General features: G+C 63.3%; 18 protein-coding genes and 1 pseudogene. 9 read left to right on the top strand and 10 right to left on the bottom strand.

Annotation, left to right across the window (positions count from 1 at the left end; genetic code table 11):
• Window positions 1-139: 139 nt before the first annotated feature.
• From SJY36_RS04770 to SJY36_RS04755, 4 genes are all read left to right on the top strand, one after another.
• Window positions 140-1,567, top strand: coding sequence for a sodium:alanine symporter family protein (locus SJY36_RS04770; RefSeq protein ID WP_037943691.1), 1,428 nt, complete (start codon window positions 140-142; stop codon window positions 1,565-1,567).
• Between the two features lie 163 nt (window positions 1,568-1,730).
• Window positions 1,731-2,888: a trans-acting enoyl reductase family protein gene (locus tag SJY36_RS04765; RefSeq protein ID WP_289090002.1), complete on the top strand. Its 1,158-nt coding sequence runs from the start codon at window positions 1,731-1,733 to the stop codon at window positions 2,886-2,888.
• Window positions 2,889-3,054: 166 nt separating this feature from the next.
• Window positions 3,055-3,447, top strand: coding sequence for a hypothetical protein (locus SJY36_RS04760; RefSeq protein ID WP_386173355.1), 393 nt, complete (start codon window positions 3,055-3,057; stop codon window positions 3,445-3,447).
• On the top strand, window positions 3,444-4,136 hold the full coding sequence (locus SJY36_RS04755; RefSeq protein ID WP_386173353.1) for a strictosidine synthase family protein: 693 nt from the start codon (window positions 3,444-3,446) through the stop codon (window positions 4,134-4,136). The genes SJY36_RS04760 and SJY36_RS04755 overlap by 4 nt, the downstream gene beginning before the upstream one ends.
• 35 nt (window positions 4,137-4,171) lie before the next feature.
• On the opposite strand, the gene SJY36_RS04750 is transcribed toward SJY36_RS04755, so the two are convergent.
• Together SJY36_RS04750 and SJY36_RS04745 are read right to left on the bottom strand one after the other, a co-directional pair.
• Window positions 4,172-5,350 carry an aromatic amino acid transaminase gene (locus SJY36_RS04750; protein WP_386173351.1) on the bottom strand — a complete coding sequence of 393 codons (1,179 nt, stop codon included), beginning with the start codon at window positions 5,348-5,350 and terminating at the stop codon, window positions 4,172-4,174.
• Window positions 5,351-5,355: 5 nt separating this feature from the next.
• Entirely contained in the window at window positions 5,356-6,276 is a 921-nt protein-coding gene (locus tag SJY36_RS04745) for a DMT family transporter (protein WP_386173349.1), read from the bottom strand.
• A gap of 114 nt (window positions 6,277-6,390) precedes the next feature.
• On the opposite strand from SJY36_RS04745, the gene SJY36_RS04740 reads away from it, so the two are divergent.
• Entirely contained in the window at window positions 6,391-6,849 is a 459-nt protein-coding gene (locus SJY36_RS04740; RefSeq protein ID WP_386173347.1) for an Lrp/AsnC family transcriptional regulator, read from the top strand.
• Window positions 6,850-6,855: 6 nt separating this feature from the next.
• Here SJY36_RS04740 and SJY36_RS04735 read toward each other — a convergent pair whose 3' ends face one another.
• The gene (locus SJY36_RS04735) at window positions 6,856-7,329 is read right to left on the bottom strand and encodes a MarR family winged helix-turn-helix transcriptional regulator (RefSeq protein ID WP_386173345.1); all 474 of its coding nucleotides are present in this window, start codon (window positions 7,327-7,329) and stop codon (window positions 6,856-6,858) included.
• Window positions 7,330-7,425: 96 nt separating this feature from the next.
• Here SJY36_RS04735 and SJY36_RS04730 point away from each other — a divergent pair, with 96 nt between their 5' ends.
• The 4 genes from SJY36_RS04730 to SJY36_RS04715 all read left to right on the top strand — a co-directional run bounded on the left by SJY36_RS04730 (window position 7,426) and on the right by SJY36_RS04715 (window position 13,234).
• Entirely contained in the window at window positions 7,426-10,569 is a 3,144-nt protein-coding gene (locus SJY36_RS04730) for a 2Fe-2S iron-sulfur cluster-binding protein (protein ID WP_386173343.1), read from the top strand.
• A 118-nt stretch (window positions 10,570-10,687) separates the two neighbouring features.
• The gene (locus SJY36_RS04725; RefSeq protein WP_386173341.1) at window positions 10,688-11,743 is read left to right on the top strand and encodes a methionine ABC transporter ATP-binding protein; all 1,056 of its coding nucleotides are present in this window, start codon (window positions 10,688-10,690) and stop codon (window positions 11,741-11,743) included.
• Window positions 11,733-12,407, top strand: a complete 675-nt coding sequence (locus SJY36_RS04720) for a methionine ABC transporter permease (protein ID WP_009826399.1) — start codon at window positions 11,733-11,735, stop codon at window positions 12,405-12,407. Before SJY36_RS04725 ends, SJY36_RS04720 begins: the two co-directional genes overlap by 11 nt.
• A 50-nt stretch (window positions 12,408-12,457) precedes the next feature.
• Window positions 12,458-13,234: a MetQ/NlpA family ABC transporter substrate-binding protein gene (locus tag SJY36_RS04715; RefSeq protein WP_037943683.1), complete on the top strand. Its 777-nt coding sequence runs from the start codon at window positions 12,458-12,460 to the stop codon at window positions 13,232-13,234.
• A gap of 64 nt (window positions 13,235-13,298) precedes the next feature.
• On the opposite strand, the gene SJY36_RS04710 is transcribed toward SJY36_RS04715, so the two are convergent.
• The 7 genes and pseudogenes from SJY36_RS04710 to SJY36_RS04680 all read right to left on the bottom strand — a co-directional run bounded on the left by SJY36_RS04710 (window position 13,299) and on the right by SJY36_RS04680 (window position 22,138).
• Window positions 13,299-15,200, bottom strand: coding sequence for a beta-galactosidase (locus SJY36_RS04710; RefSeq protein ID WP_386173338.1), 1,902 nt, complete (start codon window positions 15,198-15,200; stop codon window positions 13,299-13,301).
• A 6-nt stretch (window positions 15,201-15,206) separates the two neighbouring features.
• Complete coding sequence (locus SJY36_RS04705) at window positions 15,207-16,052, bottom strand: SMP-30/gluconolactonase/LRE family protein (protein WP_386173336.1); 846 nt, start codon at window positions 16,050-16,052, stop codon at window positions 15,207-15,209.
• Window positions 16,049-16,657 (bottom strand): 2-dehydro-3-deoxy-6-phosphogalactonate aldolase, encoded by a 609-nt coding sequence (locus SJY36_RS04700; RefSeq protein WP_340241501.1) that lies wholly within the window; start codon window positions 16,655-16,657, stop codon window positions 16,049-16,051. The genes SJY36_RS04705 and SJY36_RS04700 overlap by 4 nt, the downstream gene beginning before the upstream one ends.
• A pseudogene (locus SJY36_RS04695) lies at window positions 16,654-17,569 on the bottom strand (2-dehydro-3-deoxygalactonokinase). Before SJY36_RS04695 ends, SJY36_RS04700 begins: the two are co-directional and overlap by 4 nt.
• Window positions 17,570-17,580: 11 nt before the next feature.
• Window positions 17,581-18,351, bottom strand: a complete 771-nt coding sequence (locus tag SJY36_RS04690) for an SDR family NAD(P)-dependent oxidoreductase (RefSeq protein ID WP_386173333.1) — start codon at window positions 18,349-18,351, stop codon at window positions 17,581-17,583.
• Complete coding sequence (locus SJY36_RS04685) at window positions 18,351-20,060, bottom strand: IlvD/Edd family dehydratase (RefSeq protein ID WP_037963355.1); 1,710 nt, start codon at window positions 20,058-20,060, stop codon at window positions 18,351-18,353. The genes SJY36_RS04690 and SJY36_RS04685 overlap by 1 nt, the downstream gene beginning before the upstream one ends.
• Complete coding sequence (locus tag SJY36_RS04680) at window positions 20,057-22,138, bottom strand: alpha-galactosidase (protein WP_386173331.1); 2,082 nt, start codon at window positions 22,136-22,138, stop codon at window positions 20,057-20,059. The genes SJY36_RS04685 and SJY36_RS04680 overlap by 4 nt, the downstream gene beginning before the upstream one ends.
• Between the last annotated feature and the right edge of the window lie 2 nt (window positions 22,139-22,140).

Here is a 22,140-nt window from a genome sequence, read left to right as displayed (position 1 = left end):
GAGTTGAATTGCGAAATAACCTGTATAAGGATCAACGCACTAGATGTCGCACAGGGGCTGCGTGCTTCGCGCTGCGTCATTCGGCTTTACGCTTTGGCCAAGAACACCGTAAAACGCGGCAAAACAAAGGGACATGTATATGGAATTTCTACAAACGCTCTTCGGCTGGATCGGAGACTTCACCTGGGGATGGTCGCTGATCCCGATCCTCGTCATTTTCGGTATCTTCATCACCATTGCCACCGGCTTTGTGCAGATCGAATACTTTGGCCGCATGTTCCGCGTGCTGTCGAACAAGAACAACGCGGATGATTCCAACCAGATTTCAGCGCGCGAAGCCTTGCTGGTGTCGGTCGGTGGACGTGTCGGTGGCGGCAACATCGCGGGCGTCGCGGTTGCGATCACCCTTGGCGGCCCGGGTGCGGTCTTCTGGATGTGGGCCATCGCGTTGGTCGGTATGGCCACGAGCCTTGTCGAATGTTCACTGGCACAGCTCTTCAAACGCAAAGTCGGAGAGCACAGCTACCGCGGCGGCCCTGCAGCGGCCATCATCCACGGGTTGGGCAAGGAATACCGCTGGCTGGCAGTGATCTATGCGATCTGCCTGATTGCGGCCTTCGGTCTGGGCTTCAACGCGTTCCAGGGCAACACGGTTGCGGGTTCGATGCAGGACAGCTTTGGCATTGACCGTCTGTGGACCGGTATCGCGCTGGCGGCCATCTCGGGCTTTATCATCTTTGGCGGCATCCACCGCATTGCCAAAGTGTCGGACGTTGTCGTGCCGATCATGGCTATCGGCTATCTGGCAATGGCGCTGATCGTGATCCTGCTCAACATTACCAGCCTGCCCGGCGTGATCTATGACATCGTGACCAATGCTTTCGGCCTGCAAGAAGCCGTTGGTGGCGGTATGGGTGCTGCGGTTGCGCAAGGCCTGCGGCGCGGTCTGTTCTCGAACGAGGCGGGTCTGGGTTCTGCCCCGAACGTGGCGGCCACCGCCGAGGTACGTCACCCCATTAGCCAAGGCATCACGCAGTCGTTTTCGGTCTTTATCGACACGATCATCATTTGCTCGTGCACGGCTTTCGTGATCCTGCTGGGCGATGTCTATGTCCCCGGTGCCGAAGGCATCGACGGCGTGGCGCTGACACAGCAAAGCATGGTGTCGCATCTGGGCACATGGGTGCAGTATTTCCTGAGCGGCGCGATCCTGCTGTTCTCGTTCTCGTCGATCATCTACAACTATTATCTGGGTGAAAACGCGATGACGGTACTGACCAAGAGCCCCTTGGGTATTCTGGGTCTGCGGATCGCAATCATCGCGATCGTCTTCCTGGGTGCGACAGCACCGGCGGCGACTGCGGTGTTCTTCTTCTCGGATCCGATGATGGGTATTCTGGCGTTGGTCAACTTGCTGGCGATCATGATGCTCTTCCCCGTGGCCATGCGCCTGCTGCGCGACTTCCGTCGTCAGCTAAAGGCAGGCGTCGAACGCCCCGTGCTGAACCCGGACGATTATGCCGATCTGGATATCGACCGCGACGCATGGAAGCTCCCGGCAGAGTGATCCGGACGCATCTTACCTGAATTCGAGACGGGCCGTAGCATCTGCTGCGGCCCGTTTCTTTTGCCCCCCGACGCAGCGTTCTGAAACTCGGTAATGGTCAATACCGTCTGCGCTGTCCCATAGTCGGCGCAAAGACATGCAACCAATCGGGGAGGAACGGCACATGGCTGAATTCGATATCATCATCTACGGCGCGACTGGGTTTACGGGGCGGCTGGTCGCGGAATACATCCACGCGACCTATCCGGACCGACCCTGGGCGATGGCAGGGCGCAGCGCGTCCAAGCTGGCGCAGGTGCGCGACGAGATGGGCCTGCCCGCCGACACCCCCCTGATCGAGGCCGATGCCTCTGACCCGGCCTCGCTTGACGCGATGGTCGCGCGGGCGCGGGTTATCATCACCACGGTCGGCCCCTATCTGCTGTATGGCGAGCCGCTGGTCGCAGCTTGTGTCAAGGCGGGCACCGATTACGTCGACCTGTCGGGCGAGCCGCCCTTCATGTGGGACATGATCGAAAAGTACAACGATGCCGCCAAGGCCAGCGGGGCCCGGATCGTACACTCCTGCGGCTTTGACAGCATCCCCTTCGATATGGGCGTCTATTTCCTGCAGCAAGAGGCACAAAAACGCTTTGGCGCGCCGCTGAAAGACGTCAAGGGACGTGTGCGCGGGATGAAGGGTACGTTCTCGGGCGGGACGGCGGCGTCGGGCAAAGAGACGATGAAGCTGGCCATGGGGGATCCCGATGTGATGAAACGCCTGGTCTCGTCCTTCGCGCTGACACCGGGGTTTGAGGGGCCGACACAGCCTTACGGCAACAAACCCTACGAAGACCCCGATTTCGGCATATGGGTCGCCCCTTTCGTGATGGCGTCGATCAATACCAAGAACGTGCACCGGTCCAATATGCTGATGGGGCACCCCTACGGCACGGATTTCACCTATGAAGAAATGATGTTCACCGGCAAGGGCGAGAAAGGCGAGGCGATCGCCAAGAGCATCGCCAAATCCAACCCGATGGGCGACGATGATATCAAACCCGGCGAAGGCCCGTCGAAAGAAGAACGCGACAACGGCAGCTATGACCTGATGTTCACCGGCACCTCCGCAGACAAAGAGCGGCTGACCGTTGGCGTCAAGGGCGACCGCGATCCGGGCTATGGCTCCACCTCCAAAATGCTGACCGAAGCGGCGCTGTGTCTGATCGAGGAAGCCGCCGACACCCCCGGCGGCGTGCTGACGGCGGCCCCTGCCTTTGGTGGTGCGATCATCGACCGGCTCACAGCCAATGCAGGGCTGACGTTTCAGGTAGAGAGCTAAGCAACACCCCCTCGCGGTGTTCACCACTGCGGGGGATGCGACCTCGGCGCGGGCCAAAGCGACTGACATAAATCGCGCGGCGTAGCCTCTTGCACCTGCCAGAGGGATCGGCAACCCTACGCTGTGCGTCACTACTTCGGCGCGAGCCCTGGGGAGGAGATCACCGATGAAAAAACTATTTACACTTCTGGGCATCGCCCTGCTGGCCTTGCTTGCCTACCTCGCGTTCTGGCCCGTATCCGTCGCCCCCGTCGCGTGGGAGGCACCGCCGGATCAGGGCTACACCGGTGATTTCGCGGTCAACGACCGTTTGACCGCATTGAAGATCGTCGAGCTTGAGGGCCGCAGCGGGCCGGAGGATGCCGATATCGGCCCGGACGGGCAGGTACATGTCGCCACCCATGATGGTGAAATCCTGCGGATCGAAGAGAACGGGGCCATCACCGTCTTTGCGCAGACCGAGGGCCGCCCCCTTGGGATCGAATTTGACGACAGCGGCACGCTTTACGTCGCCGACGCCTATCGGGCCTGCTGTCGGTGGACCGCGGCGGCAAGGTGACCCTGCTGGCCGAGACGACCACGGACGGCAGCCCGATCCTTTACGCCGATGATGTGGATATCGCCGCCGATGGGAGCGTCTATTTCTCGGATGCCTCGACCCGCTTTGGTGCGCAGGATAACGGCGGCACACTGGCGGCGTCGGTGTTGGATCTGGTGGAGCATTCGTCGAACGGCCGCATCCTGAAATACGACCCCGCATCGGGCGAAACGACTGTCTTTGCCGACGGTCTGAACTTTGCCAACGGGGTGGCGGTGGATGACGCGAACAGTGCGGTATTTGTGGTCGAAACCGGCAGCTACCGCGTCTGGCGCTTCCCCATGGACGGCAGCGCAGGCACGGTGGTGCTGGAGAACCTGCCGGGGTTTCCAGACAATATCAACAACGCCCCCGATGGCACATTCTGGGTCGGTCTCGTCAGCCCGCGCAACCCCGTCATGGATCAACTGGCAAACAGCCCCTTCCTGCGCCGCGTGATCATGCGCCTGCCCGACGCGATGAAACCCGCGCCGCTGCGCTATGGCTTTGTCCTGCGAATGGATGCCTCGGGCAAAGTGCTGGAAACGCTTCAGGATCCGGCAGGGGACTATGCGTTGACCACGGGTGCCGTGACCCTGCCCGACGGGCGCATTGCCGTGACCTCGCTGACAGAGCCGCGTCTGGGGATGCTCGACGCCGCCCCCCGCTAAGGCCTACAGACGCTGGCCCAAGGGGCGGGCCAGTGTCACGCCTGTGACACCTCCCGAAGCGCCGCCGCGACCTGTTCGATCTGCGTGCTGCGCAGACCGGCGATATTGATCCGACCGGTGGCCGTGCCATAGATCGCGTGGTCACGGCGCAAGCTCTCCATCTGGTCGGGCGCGAGGGGCAGCAGCGAAAACATCCCCTGATGGTGCCGCAGCGCTTGAAATGCGGGGTCCGCATCAATCGCGGCCAGCGCATCCGCCAACTGCTGCCGCAGCGATTGGACACGGGCGCGCATGCTGTTGAGCTCTTCCTCCCAGATGGTGTGGGTGTCAAAGACATGGCAGGCGACAGCGGCACCATGTTCGGGGGGCATCGAATAATTCGCGCGGGTCAATGTCTCTAGGTGGCGGCCCACATGGGCGATGGACGCCGCATCTGGCCCCAGCACCATCGCCGCCCCGATACGTTCGCAATATAGCCCCATGTTCTTGGACCCGCTTGCCGCAACCATCGCCACCGGCACCGCATCGACCATCACCCGCAGCCCCGCCGCATCTTCGTCGAGCCCGCGGCCAAAGCCCTGATAGGCAATGTCGATCAACGGGATCAGCCCCCGCGCCGCGCAAAATCGGGCCAGCGCATGCCACATGTTCGCATCGGGATCGATGCCCGTGGGGTTGTGGCAGCAGCCGTGCAGCAGCACCACATCCCCCGGCTTTGCCGCCGCCAGATCCGCGAGCACGCCGTCAAGATCCAGTGCGTCGCCCTTGGCCTGCCAGCGATACAGCTGCAGCGTCAGCCCGGCCCCCTCGAATATCGGACGGTGGTTCACATAGCCGGGGTCCGTGCTCCAGACCGTGGTGTCGGGGCGCAGGCTGGCCAGCATATCCCCCAGGACGCGCAAGGCGCCTGTCCCGCCGACCGTCTGGATCACATGGCTGCGCGCGATCCGCGCGGGCGCATCGCCCAAGACCAGCCGCGCCATGCCTGCGTTGAACACCGCATTGCCCGCCAAAGCGCGGTAGGTTTTCGGCGCACTGTCCTGCGCCAAGGCGCGCTCGGCCATGCGCACCGCCTTCATATTCGGCGTGGCCCCTTTGTCATCGCGGTAGACGCCGATGACCATGTCGATCTTGTGGGCGCGCGGATCGGCGCGAAAGGCAGAGGTCAGACCCCAGATCGGGTCTTCGGGAAGGGCGGCAAGCGCGTCGAGCATCGGGGTTACTCCTTGGGGCGGTTGGCCAGCATGACGCCGGCGCAAATGATGAGAACGGCCAAAATCGTGCCAAACGTCAGGGCCTCGTGCAGCAGCGGCACGGCAAGCACCGCCGCAATCGCAGGGGCGAGCGACCCGATCGCGGCACATTTCGCGACACCAAGACGGGCGATGGCGATGGCATAGGTCAGGCTCGAGACAAGGCCGACGCCGACCCCTTGGGCAAGGATGAATGGCATCGCCTCGGCCAGTCGCACCTGCGTCAGATTGCTGGGCAGCACCCCCGTGGCGAGCAGCGGCAGCAGCACCAGCGTGGACGGCAGCGCCAGCACCAGCGCGCAGCCAATCGGGTCCAACCCGCTGCCCCGCAGCCCCAGCGTATAGCACCCCCAGAACAGGCTGGCCGATAGCAGCAGCGCCACGCCGGTCAAACTGCCTGCCGCAAGATTGCCCGAGGCACCGATCAGCGCCGCCACCCCCACAAGGATGATCCCCAGCGGCAGCAGAACCGCGGGGCGCTGGCGGTAGATCACCCACGTCAGAACCGCCACCGACACCGGTGTCGTCCCGGCAATCAACGCCCCCACATGCGTGGCCGAGGTCTGCGCCCCGCCCATAGCCGCGAGCCAGAAGAACGGCAGCCCCGCCCCCGCCGCGATCATCAGCCAGCGATGCGCGGGCAACTGCCTTAACACGGCGATACGTTTTGGCAGGAAGGGCAAAAAGAACAGCGCCGGAATACCCGACCGGATCAGCGCCACATCGCCAAACGTCAGCTGCGCCCCGCTGACGGCACGGGTGGACAGCGCGAACCCCGCCCAGACCAGCACGGTCACCGCAATCGCGAGATAGCCAACCAAGGGCCGAAGGGGGATCTGCCGCGGGCCAAGTCCATGCGCGGCGGGCAGTGAGGGGGAGCTGAGCATATTCGTCCTGCGCGTTGTATCTGCGCTGTTTTACGCTGTAACCACGGGCAGATGCTTGCTAATGATTGCGCGAGATTATGAATTTCGGGCATATTCTGCCCTTAGAGGGCCAAGATGGACAGTAAAGATCGCGAGATCATCAAAGCGCTGCAGCGTAACGGGCGTCTGACCAATCAAGATCTGGCAGCTCAGGTGAATCTGTCGCCCTCACCCTGTTTGCGGCGCACCCGCGCGCTTGAGGAAAAGGGCGTGATCAAGGGCTATACCGCGATTGTGGATGAACGCGCCTACGGGCTGCCCGTGACCGCGCTGGTGCGCATCCGGCTAAGCAGCCACACGGGCGACGTGGTGAAACTGTTCGAGAAGAAGGTGCACGAGACGGAACAGATCCTCGATTGCTATGTCATCACCGGCAGCGAGGATTATCTGTTGCGCGTGCTGGTCGAGGATCTGAAAAGCTACGAGGAATTCGTGCGCCACAAGCTGCACAATATCTCCGGCATCGCGTCGATTGATTCCAGCTTTGCCTATGGCGTGCTGAAGCAGTCGAACGTCTTTCCCGTGGTGACCTGAAACCCCCTACGGATCGTCGAACCGGTCCTGAACCCCTTCAAGCAGCGTATCCAGCGCAGATAGGAAATGCGCCGCCGCTTGGGAGTCGAGCTTACCCAGAAACCGCGCCTGATGCGCGTCAACCAGCACCCGCGCACGCGCCAACAGGTCTTGCCCCGCCTCGGTCAGCGTGATCGCACGGGCGCGCCCGTCGCCTTCTGTCAGGTTCTGCACCAGCCAGCCTTTGTCGCGCATCTGCTTGAACGTCCGCGACGCCGTGGGGCGGGTGATGCCGATATTCTCGGCGATACCGGAGGGCGCGGTGATGCCTTCCAGTGCGATACTGGCCAAGACGCACCATTCCAACCGTGTCAGCCCAAGCTGCGAAAGCTCTGCATCCAGACTGGCACGCATAACCGCGGCCAGCCGCGACACGCGAAAGCCCAGCCTGTCATGCAGACGATAGGAGGCAGGGGCAGAGGTGTTCTCGGGTCCGGTCATAAGGCATGAATACTTCATTTTTGCCGCACCGCTACTGTTTGCTTGCAAAATAGTTGATCTAGGACAACTATGGCACCGAATTAAGAGGCAATACCCATGACCCCACGGCTGCGTTCCCGCAAAAACCGCCCCATCCATATGGGTGCCTACCCGACTGAAAAGCTGCGGCGGGCGGAGGGTGTTGCAGGGCCGGTGCCGGCCTTCACCCCCTTGGGGGTGACGGGCGACGCGCGTCCGCTGGCCCAAGCGACGCGGGATCACCGCGCCATGCTGGATGCGATCCGCGAGGGTCTGGTGAACAATGCCTTGGCCGAGATCCCCGCCGATCTGACCGAGCGGGCGCAGCACCTCAAGGCGTTTGCCCATTTCAACGATGCGACGATGGTGGGGATTTGCAAGCTTGCCCCCGACCACCATCTGGCACAGCCTCTGCGCAATGCGGATGTGGCGCGGCTGGCGCAGGATTTGCAGACGCGTCAGGTCAAGACGCTCGCCTCTGGTGTGGATGCGATCATGGCCGACCTGCGCGACTCCGTCACCGCACCCGAGACGGATATCGCAGGCCATACCCACGCGCTGGTGCTGCTTGTCGCGCATCCCCGCGCGGTCGAACAGGATGAACCCGGTGCGCTATGGATCACAGGGATGGAGGATCACCGGTCGTCCCTACTGGCCGCGGAATCGGCGGCGGTATTGTCGAATTACATCCGCCTGCTGGGGCGTCCGGCGCGCGGGCATACCATGACGGCAAGCGATGTGGACCTGAACAAGCTGGCGGTCGCGGCGGGGCTGGCGCTGCCCCAAGACGGTCAGCTGACCGCGCCTTTTGTCGGCACGCGCTTTTCGCTGGCCGCCGTCACCATGGCGATGGATCTGGCCTGTGACCGCCCTCTGGCCGCCGCCGCCCTGCCCCGCACGCCGCCCGCCTATGCACATCGACGCTTTGTCGATGGCGCGCAGCCTTTCGAAAAGCTTAAGCGCGTGGACAGCCCCACGACCTATATGGACGAACCGCGCATCCCGCGCCTGCCCAAACGCACCGATATGTTCAGCCGTGCGCTGTTCGGGGACATGGGCAAAAAGCTGCAAGACGGGGCCACCGGCGGGCGCTACATCCGCAAGACGCCGACCTCTATGGCGCAGCGGCGCGCGCTTGGGGCCTTTGGTCTGCTGCAAGACGGGCAAGCTGCCGAAACGCAAACCGCCCTCGCCCCGCAACAGGCGGCAGAGATGGTCAAGGCGGTTGCCTATTTCCTTGGGGCCGATGCCGTGGGCGTCAGCCGTTGCCCCGATTGGGCATGGTACAGCCACGACGCCACCGGCACCGCGATCGACCCGCCCCATGATCAGGCGATCAGCCTCGTTATTGATCAGGGTTTCGACACGATGGAGGGGGCCTCGGGCGATGACTGGATCAGCGTGGCGCAATCCATGCGCGCCTATCTGCGGTTCAGCCTTGTGGGCGGCGTGCTGGCGCGGTTGATCCGCGATCTGGGATATCCGGCCAAGGCGCATACGGTGATGGATGGCGATGTGCTGCAACCCCCGCTGCTGCTGCTGTCGGGCTTGGGCGAGGTCAGCCGCATCGGCGAAGTCATCCTCAACCCCTATCTCGGCCCGCGTCTGAAATCGGGCGCGGTGACGACCACCCTGCCGATGACCCATGACAAGCCGATCGACTTCGGCCTGCAGAAATTCTGCGAAAGCTGCCAGAAATGCGCGCGGGAATGTCCCTCGGGGGCGATCACGGCGGGGCCGAAGCTGATGTTCAACGGCTACGAGATCTGGAAATCCGACAGCCAGAAATGCGCCACATACCGGATCACGACCGAGGGCGGCGCCATGTGCGGGCGCTGCATGAAGACCTGCCCCTGGAACCTTGAGGGGATCTTGGCCGACAGCGTGTGGCGCTGGACCGCGATGAAGCTGCCCGCCACCGCGCCAGCGCTGGCCAAGCTCGACGATCTGCTGGACCGTGGCGACATCAACCCCGTCAAGAAATGGTGGTGGGATCTGGAGGTGCAGGACGACGGTGGCTACCGCCCCACGGACAAGCCGGTGAACACCCGCGGTCTGCAAAAAGACCTGAAGCTGCGCGCGCAGGACCAGACGCTGGCCGTCTACCCTGCGCCGCTTGCCCCGCATCCCTACCCCTACCCCGACCCGATGGACCGCGAGGCCGGCATCCGCGCCTATGGCGCGATGATCCCCGCCGCCACACACCGCGCGCGTGTCGCAAGCGGAGACACGCAAGGGCTGGTCCCTGCGCTCAAGCCCTTGGCGGATAGTCCGGTATTGCCGCTGACCGTCACCCGCGCGGATGTGCTGAGCGACGGCATCACGCGCTATGAACTGCGCGATCCCGACGGGGCCGATCTGCCCGCGTGGCAGGCAGGCGCGCATCTGGATGTGGTGATCGCGCCCGAGTACCTGCGCCAATATTCCATGTGCGGCGATCCCTCGGACCGGTCGCGCTATGTCATTGCCGTCCAGCGCGAGGATCAGGGCCGCGGCGGCAGCGCCCTGATGCACCGTATCTTCACGCAGGGGCGCAAGATTTTCGCCGCCCGCCCGATCAACCATTTCCCCCTGACCGAAGACGCCCCCTTCAGCGTGTTGATGGGCGGTGGCATCGGTATCACCCCGATGATCGCTATGGCGCACCGCCTGCATCATTTGGGCCGCGACTTCGCGCTGCATTATTCAGCCCGCACCGCCGCTGATCTGGCCTTTGCGGACGAGATCGCTGCCGCCCACTGGGCCGCCCATGCCGTGCTGCACGTCAGCGATCAGGGGAGTCGGGCAGAGTTTGACACGATCTTGTCAGGCCATCCTGCGGGCAGTCACGCCTACGCCTGCGGCACCCCCGCCTATATGGAGGCCGCAATGACCGCCGCCGCCCGCGCGGGCTTTGCCGAGGATCAGTGTCACATCGAATATTTCGCCGTCCCCGAAGCCCCCCCGCGCGAGAATCACAGCTTTACGGTCCATCTAGCCAAGACCGGCAAAGACATCCACGTCCCCGCCGACCGCAGCCTGTCAGATATGCTGGCAGAGGCAGGCGTGCCCCTGGATGTGAAATGCGCCGACGGGATCTGCGGGGTTTGCGCTTGCGGGCTGGTCGAGGGTGACGCCGATCACCGCGATTATGTGCTGTCACAGGCGCAGCGTGAAACCACGTTGATCACCTGCCAGTCGCGCGCGGCGGCAGCGGGTGGGCATCTGGTGCTGGACCTGTAAAAACTTAGCGTTCAGCACATCGGTAAAGTCAGGGCGGGTATGCGAAAACTGCGCTTGCAATACCCCCTGCCTTTCTGTCTACGGGCGCCACCGCAACCGACCGCAGGCTGGACCGATCATGACAGAACCCAACGGCGCTTCGATCACGTTCGAAAACGTGGGCAAAGCCTATTCCAAATCCGGCGGCACGACTGTCACGGCGCTTGAAGGCGTCTCTTTGGCGATGGAGCCGGGATCAATCACCGGCATCATCGGACGATCGGGGGCTGGCAAATCGACGCTGCTGCGCATGGTCAACGGGATCGAGCGGCCTACGACGGGCGCGGTTCTCGTGGGCGGGCAGAATGTGGGGGCTGCAAAAGGGGCCAAGCTGCGTGCGATCCGCCGCGATGTGGGGATGATCTTTCAGCACTTTAACCTGCTGGCCTCGCGCAGCGTGGCGGGCAACATCGCCTTGCCGCTGGAAATCGCCGGTGTGCCGTCCTCGCAAATCAAACCCCGTGTGGCCGACCTGATCGAACGGGTCGGACTAAGCGCGCACGCCACACGCTATCCGGCAGAGCTGTCGGGCGGACAAAAGCAACGCGTCGGCATCGCGCGGGCACTGGGCACCGGCCCCAAAGTGCTGCTGTCGGACGAAGCGACATCCGCGCTGGACCCTGAAACGACGCAAACGGTGCTGTCGCTGCTCAAGGACATCAACCGCGACCTGGGGCTGACCATCCTGCTGATCACCCACGAGATGGCCGTGGTCCGGGACATCGCCAGCCACGTCGCCGTGATCGACGGGGGCCGTATCGTCGAACATGGCGAGACCTACGATATATTCACCGCGCCTCAGCAAGCGACCACACGGTCTTTCCTGTCGGGGGTGACCGGCGTCACCCTGCCCGCTTTCGTCAAGGATCGTCTGTTCCCAAACGCCCCCGCGCAGGGCGGCGAAGAGGTGATCCGCGTGACTTTTGCGGGCCAGCACGCCACCGACCCGATGCTGGCACGGCTCACGCAGGACATGGGCATTCCGGTCAATATCCTTGCCGGCGCGGTCGAGGAAATCGGCACCCGCCCCTTCGGCAACCTGCTGGTATCGCTGCCTGTGGCCAAAGCCGCAGAGGCGCGTTCATTTTTGGAAAGCCACGGGCTTATGACGGAGGTGCTTGGCTATGTCGGCTAACCTTATCAACCTACTGATCGAGGCCACGGGCCAGACGCTTTATATGGTCGCCATCTCGGCGCTTCTGGGGACGCTGCTTGGCCTGCCCTTGGGGCTGTTTCTGGCGACCTCGCAGCGCGGCGAGCTGCTGTCGGCCCCGTGGGTCAACAAGGTGCTCGGGCTGGTGGTCAATGCCACGCGGTCGGTGCCGTTCATCATTCTGGTGGTCGCGATCATCCCCTTCACGCGGATGGTTGCGGGCACGTCGATCGGCACGACAGCCGCGATTGTGCCATTGACGATTGCCACCGTGCCCTTCATCGCGCGTCTGGTGGAAAACGCGATCCGCGAGGTTGACTCCGGCCTGATCGAGGCGGCGCGCGCCATGGGGGCGACCCCGTTGCAGATCATCCGCAAGGTGCTGCTACCCGAAGCGCTGCCCGGTATCACGCTTGGCCTCACCCTCGCCATTGTCAGCCTGATCGGTTATTCCGCCATGGTCGGTGCCGTGGGCGGCGAAGGTCTGGGCGATCTGGGCATTCGCTATGGGTATCAACGGTTTATGCCCGACGTTATGGCGGTTGTCGTGATCATCCTCATCGTCTTGGTGCAGCTTGTGCAATCGATCGGCGAACGCATCGCAGCGGCTGTCGACAAACGCGCCACCAAAAGCGGCGGGCAATAGCCCTCCGCCCTTTCCTCCCAATTTCGTTTCCCAGTTAAAGGAGCATATACATGCTACGCATTGCGACCCTGACCTCTACCCTCGCGCTTATGGCGACATCGCTGATGGCAGAGCAGATCAAAGTCGGCGTTTCCCCCGGCGAGCACGCCGAGATCATGGAAGAGGTCGCCCGTGTGGCCGAACCGATGGGCCTTGAGATCGACGTTGTCGAATTCTCTGACTATGTGGTGCCGAACCAGGCGCTGGCCGATGGCGATATCGAGGCGAACTCGTTCCAGCACGTGCCTTACCTTGAAGCACAGATGAAAGACCGCGGCTTTGCGCTGGCGGTTGTGGGCAACACGATCACCACGCCGATGGGCATCTATTCGGACAAGATCACCGATATCGCCGAGCTTGAAGAAGGCGCGACCTTTGGCATCCCGAACGACCCCACCAACGGCGGGCGCGCGTTGCTGGTGCTGCAACAGCTTGGCATGATCAAGGTCGATCCTGCTGCAGGTCTGGTGCCCACCGTTCTGGACATCACCGAGAACCCCAAAGACCTGTCGTTCAAAGAACTTGACGCGGCGCAGCTGCCCCGTTCGCTGGCCGATCTGGATGCGGCGCTGATCAACACCAACTACGCCATCGCCTCGGGCCTTAGCCCCAAAGAGGATTCCATCGCGATGGAAAGCGCCGACAACCCCTATGTGAACGTGATCGTTGTGCAAGAGGGCAAGGAAGACGCGCCTTGGGTCAAGACCCTGCTAGAGGCGTATCACTCGGACGAGATCAAAGCCTTCATCGATGAAAGCTACCACGGGACCGTCATCACATCTTGGTAAAGTGACGCACCGGATACCGCCAATGACGCGGCGGTATCCGGTCTCTTGAGCCGCGCCCCTGTGGTCAGACCGGCACACGCAGAACGCCCGCGGCGGGTAGTTCGACACCGTGACAGGCAACCTCTGCATCTGAATAATTGAACCAGAACCGTTCGCCCCCCGTCGTGCGGGTACGTACCCCTTCGGGCATCGGCAGCACGTCGATCCCTGCCTCGCCGCACAGCCCGCTGATGAATTGGTCGAGCGTGCCCTCATCCAGCCAGCCCCCCAGATAGATCTGCTGCCCGTCGCGCATGGCAACCGGCTCTGCGTCAGTGGTCTGCAAGATGACCTTTGCCGTGCCGTCCAGCACATCACGGTAGCGGATCACTTTCCCACCGCCCTCCAGCGGCACGAAGATGTCATGCCGCAGGCTTTCGACCTGCGTGACCGTTACGTCCAACCCGTCGATTGCGGGGGGCAGCGGCACGGGGATCGCCATCTCGGACGTGCGCGCGCCGCTGCGGGGGCCATAGACGACCGTCGCCGCGCTGCGCGCCAGCGCCTGTTTCAGAGCGTCCGGCATGTGCATCACCCCCGGTGCCATCACCAGCCCGTAGCCGTCAAAATCGCGGCAGGTGGCGGGCAGGATATCAACCGACAGCCCCTGACGCCGCAGCGCCTTGTAGGTGTGAAAGACCAACCCGAAATAGCTTAGATCCGCGCCATGGGGCTGGGTTGCCCATGCGAAATCCGCGTCATAGTCGAACAGCAGTGCGACCGGTGCTTGCGCGGGCTGCACATCCGGAGCCTTGGCCATCTCTGCGCCGACCTGCCGGACCTCCGCCATCGCGAAGGCGTCGGCACTGTCGGGGCGCAGCAAGCCGGCGTGCAGTTGCTCTTGGGCGAAGGGGGCTTGTCGCCAGCGGAAATAGCACACCGCTTCGGCCCCGTGGGCGAAGGCCTCCCATGTCCACAGACGCACCATACCGGCCAGTGGCACAGGGTTGTGCGGGGCCCAGTTCACCGGCCCGGGCTGCTGTTCCATCACCCACCAGCGCCCCTTGCCCACGGCGCGGTAAAGATCGTGGTGGAACGCCTGAAAGTCAGGGTCACCCTGCCGCGCATAGCGGTGCTGCTGCGCCGCATCCGCGCCCACCCGATCCTCGAGAAAGCCCAGCGGGTAGCTGTCCCAAGTGGCGATATCAAGATCTTCACCCACTGCGAAATGGTCAAAGTCAGTGATCCGGCCCATGTAGTTATGGCTCACGGGGGCGGCGCTGTGCTGGCGGATCACGTCAAGCTGAAGCCGGTTGAATGCCACCACCTGATCCGAGCTGAACCGCCGGTACGCCAGACGATGCGCAGGGTTGGCTTCGGTCACGGTCAGATTGGGCGGGTCGATATCGTCGAAACTGTCGTAGTCCATCGACCAGAACGTATTCCCCCACGCGGCATTCAGCGCGGCGGGGGTACCGTAGCGTTTTGCCAGCCAGCCGCGAAAGGCATGGGCTGCCGCGTCACTATACGAGATCACCGTGTCGTGGCAGCCGTATTCATTGTCGATCTGCCACGCCGCCACATGGGGGTTCGCGCCATAGCGTTTGGCCATCAACGTGGCAATCGTGACGCATTCCTGCTGATAGCCTTCGTGGCTGAAACAGTAGTGCCTGCGCGACCCGAATTTGCGCGGACGCCCTTCAATATCCACGGCAAGCATATCGGGGTGGCGTTTCAGCATCCAGCGTGGCGGGGTGGCGGTGGGGGTGCCCAGCACAACCCGCAAACCGGCAGCCCCCAAAACCTCGATCGCGCGGTCCAGCCACGCCCAGTCATATTGACCGGGTTGCGGTTCTAGTTTGCTCCATGAAAACTCGCCGATGCGCACCCATGTCAGGCCCGCTTCGACCATGCGGCGGGCGTCGGCTTCCCACATCTCTTCGGGCCATTGTTCAGGGTAATAGCAAGTCCCTAGGGTTCGTTTCATCACGCCTCACAAAATTATCCGGTGTTCCCGCTGGCCTCGCACGTCCGAGGCAAGCTGGAAGGTCTGGCCATCCTCCGCCCCGTCGCGGCCCTGCGCGGCAGAGGTGACAAAGAGCGTCCGCAGATCCGAACCGCCAAAGGCCGGACAGGTGGCCTGCGCTGCTGGAACATCAACGGTCTGCAACAAGGTGCCATCGGGGCTGTAGCGGGCGACCTGCCCGGCCCCCCATTGCGCGTTCCAAAAGCAGCCGTCGCTGTCGACAACCGCGCCGTCGGGGTTACGCTTGTCTTTCTTGAGATCGACAAACACCTCTGGCGGGGCCGAGGGCCAGCCGTCTGCTGCATCAAGGGGCACGCGCATGATCTGGCGCGTGGGCGTGTCGGTGAAATAGGCAAATCGTCGGTCGGGCGAAAAGCAGATCGCGTTCGAAATGGTAATCTCCGCGAAAAGCTGTCGCAGCGCGCCCTTGTAGTAGCGGTAGATCGCCCCCGCCCCCCGCTCTGCGTTGAAGCCCATTGTCCCGATCCAGAAACCGCCCCACGGGTCGGCGCGCCCGTCGTTTGACCGGGTCAGCGGCTGATCCGCCTCAAGCGGCACGACGAGGGAACGCTTCTCTCCGTTGAGGTCGAACCGCCACAGCGCGGTTTCCGACGCGACAAGCAGGGTATCCCTATCGATCCACCCGGCGGCAGAGACGCATTCGTCAAATTGCCACGACAGCGTTTTGTCGCCCTGCCGCGACATCAGGGTTTTGCCGAGGATGTCGAACCAGAACAGCTGGCCGCGTTCGGGGTGCCACAGCGGCCCTTCGCCCAACGCGCACGCCCGCGCATCAAAGAGTGTGGCGTTCAAGAGAGCGTCGCCTTGTCATAGGCGCTTACCGCCGCGCGCGCGCTTTGTGCCACATCAGCCGCGCTTTGCCCCGGTTTGTAGAGGCTGGACCCAAGCCCAAAGCCCGTCACCCCTGCCGCAAGCCATTCCGCGAAATTCGACGGGCCGACGCCGCCAACCGCATAGGTTTCGGTCTGCGCCGGAAGCACCGCCCTGATCGCCTTGAGCCCTTCGACCCCCAGCAGGAACGACGGAAACAGCTTGAGCCCATCGGCCCCGGCCTTAAGCGCGGCAAAACATTCCGTGGGCGTCATCACACCGGGATAGGACATCATGCCCGCCGCCTTGCTTGCCGTGATAACAGAAGGATCCGCATTCGGAGAGACAATCATCCGCCCCCCCGCAGCCGCCACCGCCGCGACGTTTTCAACGTCCAACACCGTGCCCGCGCCGATCAACGCGTCGGCCCCATAGGTTTGGGCCATCGTTTCGATGGATTTCAACGGTTCTGGCGAATTCAGCGGCACCTCGATGCGAGTGATGCCTGCGTCGATCAAGGCGGCGCAGATGTCGGCGGCCTCATGCGGCTGGATGCCACGCAGAATGGCGATGATATTGCGGCTCATACAAGGGGCCCTTTCAATGAACGATAGGCAGAGGTCAGGCCCGCCAGCGTCAGACCCGCGTTATCCAGTGTTTCGGCCTGCACACACTGTGCGGCCAATGCGCACCGGTAATGCGCGGCGACGCTGTCTGCGCCCAGAATGGCGACATGGCGGCCCAGCCAATAGGGGCGCGTGCCGGCCAGCTCTAGCCCGACAAGTAGCCCTGAAAGCCGCGCCCGCGCCGCCCCTGCAGGTGTGCCCTGCAACAGCCCCCCTGCACGCAAACCGAACAGTCTGGAGGCGAAGCTTTGTGGGCTGTCCATCGCCTGCGTGACGCCGTCGATAAAGCTGTCCTCGTCCCACTCTTCCGTGGTGACCGAATGGCGCAGTACCGACTGGCTGGCCAGCAGCGCGAAGATCTCGCCGGTCATGCAGGTCTGGAAGCTCACGATCTCGCCCGCGCTGATGTGGACCCATTTGGTGTGGGTGCCGGGCAGACAGAAGGATGCCGTCAAACTCCGGCTGACTGTGCAGCACCCCTGCGATCTGGGTTTCCTCGCCGCGCATCACGTCAGGGGCAGCCATCTGTTTCACGCCGGGCAGGATGTGGACCGCGATCCGCGGGTCATGGGCTTGTACCGCAACCGCCGCCCGCGCATCCGGAGGCGCGCAGGGCGTGGCGACATAGGCGGCCTCGCGCCAGCCTTCGCGGGCGCCCACCATACCCGCGCAGATCACTGGGGTCACATGGTCCGGATTTAGGTAGGGGTCTATCAACGAAAGCAAGGCAGGTTCGAACCCGTCCTGCGTCAGCCCCGCCATCCCCTTGTCAGACCTGTCAGCGGCAAAGGGCCGCCCATCGGCCCCCATCATCCAGACCCGCAGGTTTGACGTGCCCCAATCGACAGCGATCCATTCAGCGTAGTGTTGCACGGTATCCCTTCCTATCCGGTGACCACAACGCCGCCATCGACGGCCATCAACTGCCCCGTCATCATGCGGCTGGAGGCAGAGGATAAAAACAGCACCGCATCCACGATGTCTTCCGGCTTCAACGTATCCTTAAGGCATTGCCGGTCAATATGCGCCGCCAGTGCTTCGGGCGTGACCCATTGTTCGATCTGCTTTTCCGTCAGCACCCACCCCGGTGCCAGCGCGTTAAAGCGGATCTTGTCCGGCCCGAATTCCCGCGCCAGCGAACGGGTCATCCCATTGATGCCGGCGTTGGCGGTCGTATAGGCAGGATAGCCCGCATTCCCCATCATATACGAGATCGAGCTCATGTTCACCACGGCCCCGCCACCCGCGACGCGCATCCCTGCGACCACGGCCTGACAGGCGAAGAAATAGGACTTGAGGTTGATCGCCTGCGACTGGTCCCAGAAGTCTTCGGTGACCTCTTCGGCGGTGTGGCGGGCATCATTGGCGGCGTTGTTCACCAGAACCGTGACCGGGCCGTGTTCCTTGGCGGCTGCGGCCAGACTGGACCGAAGTGCAGCAATATCCGAGATATCGCAGGTCTGCGCAAAGGGGCGCTGGCCATGTTTTTCTTCCATCTCGTTGCAAAACGCGGTGGCGTCGCTGCGCTGGACAAAACTGACCTTGGCCCCCTGCGCCAGAAAGCCGTCGGTCAGAAAGGCACCGATCCCCGCGCCGCCGCCGGTGATGAATACCGACCGGCCGCGCAGATCGGGAAATGTTGCGTTCAGGGTCATCAGTGGCTCTCCCGTGTGACGGGGCGGGTGTCTTTACCCACCAGAAAATCAAGGTCCGCGCCTTTGTCTGCCTGCAACACCGTCTCGGTATAGAGCTTGGCATAGCCGCGGTCGTATCGGGGCGGTTCGGGTACCCAGGCAGCGCGGCGCTGTGCCAGCACCTCGTCAGAGACAAGCACGTCCAATGTGCCCTGCGCCACCGACAGCCGGATACGGTCGCCCGTCTGTACCAGCCCCAGATTGCCGCCTGCATTGGATTCAGGGCTGACGTGCAGGATCACGGTGCCATAGGCGGTGCCGGACATACGCGCGTCGGACACGCGCACCATATCGCGCACGCCTTCTTTGACCAGACGCGCGGGGATCGGCATATTGCCGACTTCGGGCATACCGGGATACCCCTTTGGGCCGCAGCCCTTGAGCACAAGAACCGTATCCGCGGTCACCGGCAGATCCTCGCGGTCGATATTGGCTTTCATATCCTCGATATTCTCGAAGACATATGCCTCGCCCTCGTGTTCCAGCAATGTGTCCGTCGCCGCCGAGGGTTTCACGATCGCCCCATTGGGCGCGATATTGCCGCGTAGGACCTTCAACCCGGCCGCAGGGCGCAGCGGATTATCCAGCGGGCGGATCACATCCTCGTTGTAGCATTCAGCCCCTTCGGCGTAGGCAAGGATATCCCCGCCCATGACGGTCTGCGCGGGCCGCAGCTTGTCGCGCAGATGGGACAGCACCACGGGCATCCCGCCCGCATAGCAGAAATCTTCCATCAGATATTTACCCGAGGGCATGCAGTTGACCAGCAGCGGGATATCCGACCCAAGCTCGAAATCATCGAGCGTCAGGTCGATGCCGACGCGGCCCGCGATGGCCAGCAGATGGATCACGGCATTGGTCGACCCGCCGACAGCGGCATTGGCCAGAATGGCGTTCTCGATAGAGGCGCGGGTAACGACCTGCGACAGCTTGATATCTTCCTCGACCATCTCGACGATGCGCTTGCCGGTCAGATGCGCCAGCGCCATGCGGCGCGCATCAACGGCAGGCAGCGCGGCGTTGGTGGGCAGTGACATCCCCATCGCCTCTACCACGCTCGCCATCGTAGAGGCCGTGCCCATCGTCATACACACGCCCTTGGACCGGCTCATGCCGGATTCAGCGGCCATGAAATCCTGCAAGGTCATCTCGCCCGCGCGCACATCTTCCGAGAACTTCCACACATCCGTGCCAGAGCCGATGTCCTTGCCCTTCCACTTGCCGTTCAGCATCGGGCCTGAGCTGACAACGATCGTCGGCAGATCGACGCTCGCCGCGCCCATCAGCTGACCCGGCGTGGTCTTGTCACAGCCGCCCAGCAGAACCACACCGTCGATACCATAGGCGCGAATGCTTTCTTCGACGTCCATCGCCAGCAGGTTGCGAAACAGCATGGCGGTCGGCTTCATCTGGGTCTCGCCAAGGCTCATCACCGGAAATTCGACCGGAAAGCCCCCTGCCTCCCACACGCCGCGCTTCACCCCTTCGGCCAGATCGCGCAGGCCGGAATTGCACGGGGTCAATTCGGACCATGTATTGCAGATACCGATAATGGGGCGGCCATCAAACGCGTGGTCGGGAAAGCCCTGATTTTTCATCCAGCTGCGGTGAATGAACCCGTCCCGATCATTCTTGCCGTACCAAGCGCGGTTGCGTTTCTCTTTTGTCATAGCCGTGTTCCTTCAATGACCCACATGCGTTCAGGGAACGACCATGGCAGGGTCACGCCATGGTTCATGAGGTACTGGCCCGACAGCACCAGATCGCGGGTCTTGAGCGCGGCATCACCCCGTGACAGCGCGACCGCCTCGTCGCGGTTTGCCAGCGTGATCCGGTAGCGCGCCTGCGGGTCAAGTGCGGTCAGCCGCAGCGGGCGCGGTGAGATCTGGGCCGAGGTCGCGGCCTTGCCCGCGAACACCACGAAACGCATCCCATCGGTGGCCTGTTGCTGCTCTGCGATCACCGCCGGATCAGCGCTGTCGAGCCGCAGGATATCCGCGGTGCGCATCCATCCGCGATTGTCCTTCCACCACTGAGTGACCTGTTTCAGCACATCGGTTTCGCGGGCGTCCAGCTCGCGCGGGTCCATCTCGAACCCCAGGTGGCGCTGCGCGGCGACCCATGCGCGAAAGCTGATGTCCAGCGTGCGGCCAGAGGTGTGGCAGTGGCGGGGCCCGACATGGCTGCCGGTCACGGCAGCGGGCAGGAACAAGGCAGCGTCATGCTGAATGCGCAGCCGTTCCAGCGCGTCGTTGCTATCCGACAGCCAGACCCGCTGGGTCCGCGCCATGATCCCGAAATCGATCCGTCCTCCGCCTGACGCGCAGCTTTCAATCTCGACCAGCGGGAAATCGGCGCGTAACCGGTCAAGCAGCGCATAGACGCCCCGTGTCTGCGCCGCGTCGGGTGCGGGCAACACGCGGTTATGGTCCCATTTGATATAGTCGATGGCATTGTCGCGCAGCACCGTGGCGATACGGTCGTAAAGCAGTTCTTGGACCTGCGGCAGCGCCATGTTCAGCACCAGCTGCTGACGCCCCTCTATCTGGTCCTGCGGGCCCAGAATCCAATCGGGGTGGGCACGGTAAAGGTCACTATCGCGCGAGATCATCTCGGGCTCGAACCAGAGGCCAAAACGCATCCCCAAGCCCTGAACATGGTCGATTAGCGGGGTCAGCCCCTTGGGGTATTTGCGCGGATCGATGATCCAGTCGCCCAGACTGCTCGTGTCGTCGTCGCGCTGTCCGAACCAGCCGTCATCCAGCACGAAACGCTCTGCCCCCAAAGCGGCAGCACGGTTGGCGATATCGGTCAGGACAGACCAGTCGTGGTCGAAATAAACCGCTTCCCAACAGTTGTAATGGACGGGGCGCGGGGTGTCGGGCTTGGGCCATGTCACGATGCGGTCGCGCAGATGACGCTGAAAGCTGACGGCACAGCCGTTCAGGCCGGTGTCAGAATAGGTCAGATAAAGCGGTGCCGTCTGGAACCGCGTCGCGGGGGCGTCCTGGGTGCCAGCCGCATGGCCCCATTGCACCTGCCGCCGCCCGTCCTGAAGCTCTTCGGCGATCATTGTATGACCGCCCGACCAGCCATAGTGGAACCCGTAGCACGTCCCTTGGGTGTTTGTGGTCCCCGTGGTCGGGATCAGCAGTCCGGGGAAGTGTTCGTGGCCCGTGCGACCCGTGCGGTTGTCGCGCGCGTGGATGCCTGCCCGCCACGGGGTGCGGTTCAACTGGAATTCACCGCACCACCGGCCCGAGACGTCGATCATCTCTGTGCTCAGCTGCGGCGCGGGCATGACCGGCGCGGCCAGCCAGTGCAGGCGCACGGGCTGCGCGGCCTCCAGTGTCGTCTGGCAGGTGGTCACGCCGGTTGCTGCATCAACCGCAAAGTCAAAGGTCAGCGTCAGCCCCTCGTCTGGTGCCGCGCAGACGAACCGCAGCCCTGCATCCTGCACCACGTTGCGCAGGTGGAACACGGGGCGCAGCGGCGTGCCATCGGCGCTCGCAACCGCGATCCCCGCGTGCCCCGGAAAGCTACGCCCGGCTTCGGGGCACAGCGACAGATCAGGGGTCTTGTCCAACATGCCGCCTGTGACGTCGATGGCATAGGCGGCGCAGATCTCTTCCAGATTTTCGCCGTCGGGCAGCGGGCTGCCCCAATAGACCACCTGCGGCAGGCGGTCGTGCGCAGAGGCCAGAACAAGCGTCTGGTGCCCGTCATCAAGGCGGTAGGTCTGTGTCATAA

This window comes from Sulfitobacter sp. R86518, assembly GCF_042466275.1.
Lineage (GTDB): Bacteria > Pseudomonadota > Alphaproteobacteria > Rhodobacterales > Rhodobacteraceae > Sulfitobacter > Sulfitobacter pontiacus.
This window is presented reverse-complemented; position numbering and strand designations above follow the sequence as displayed.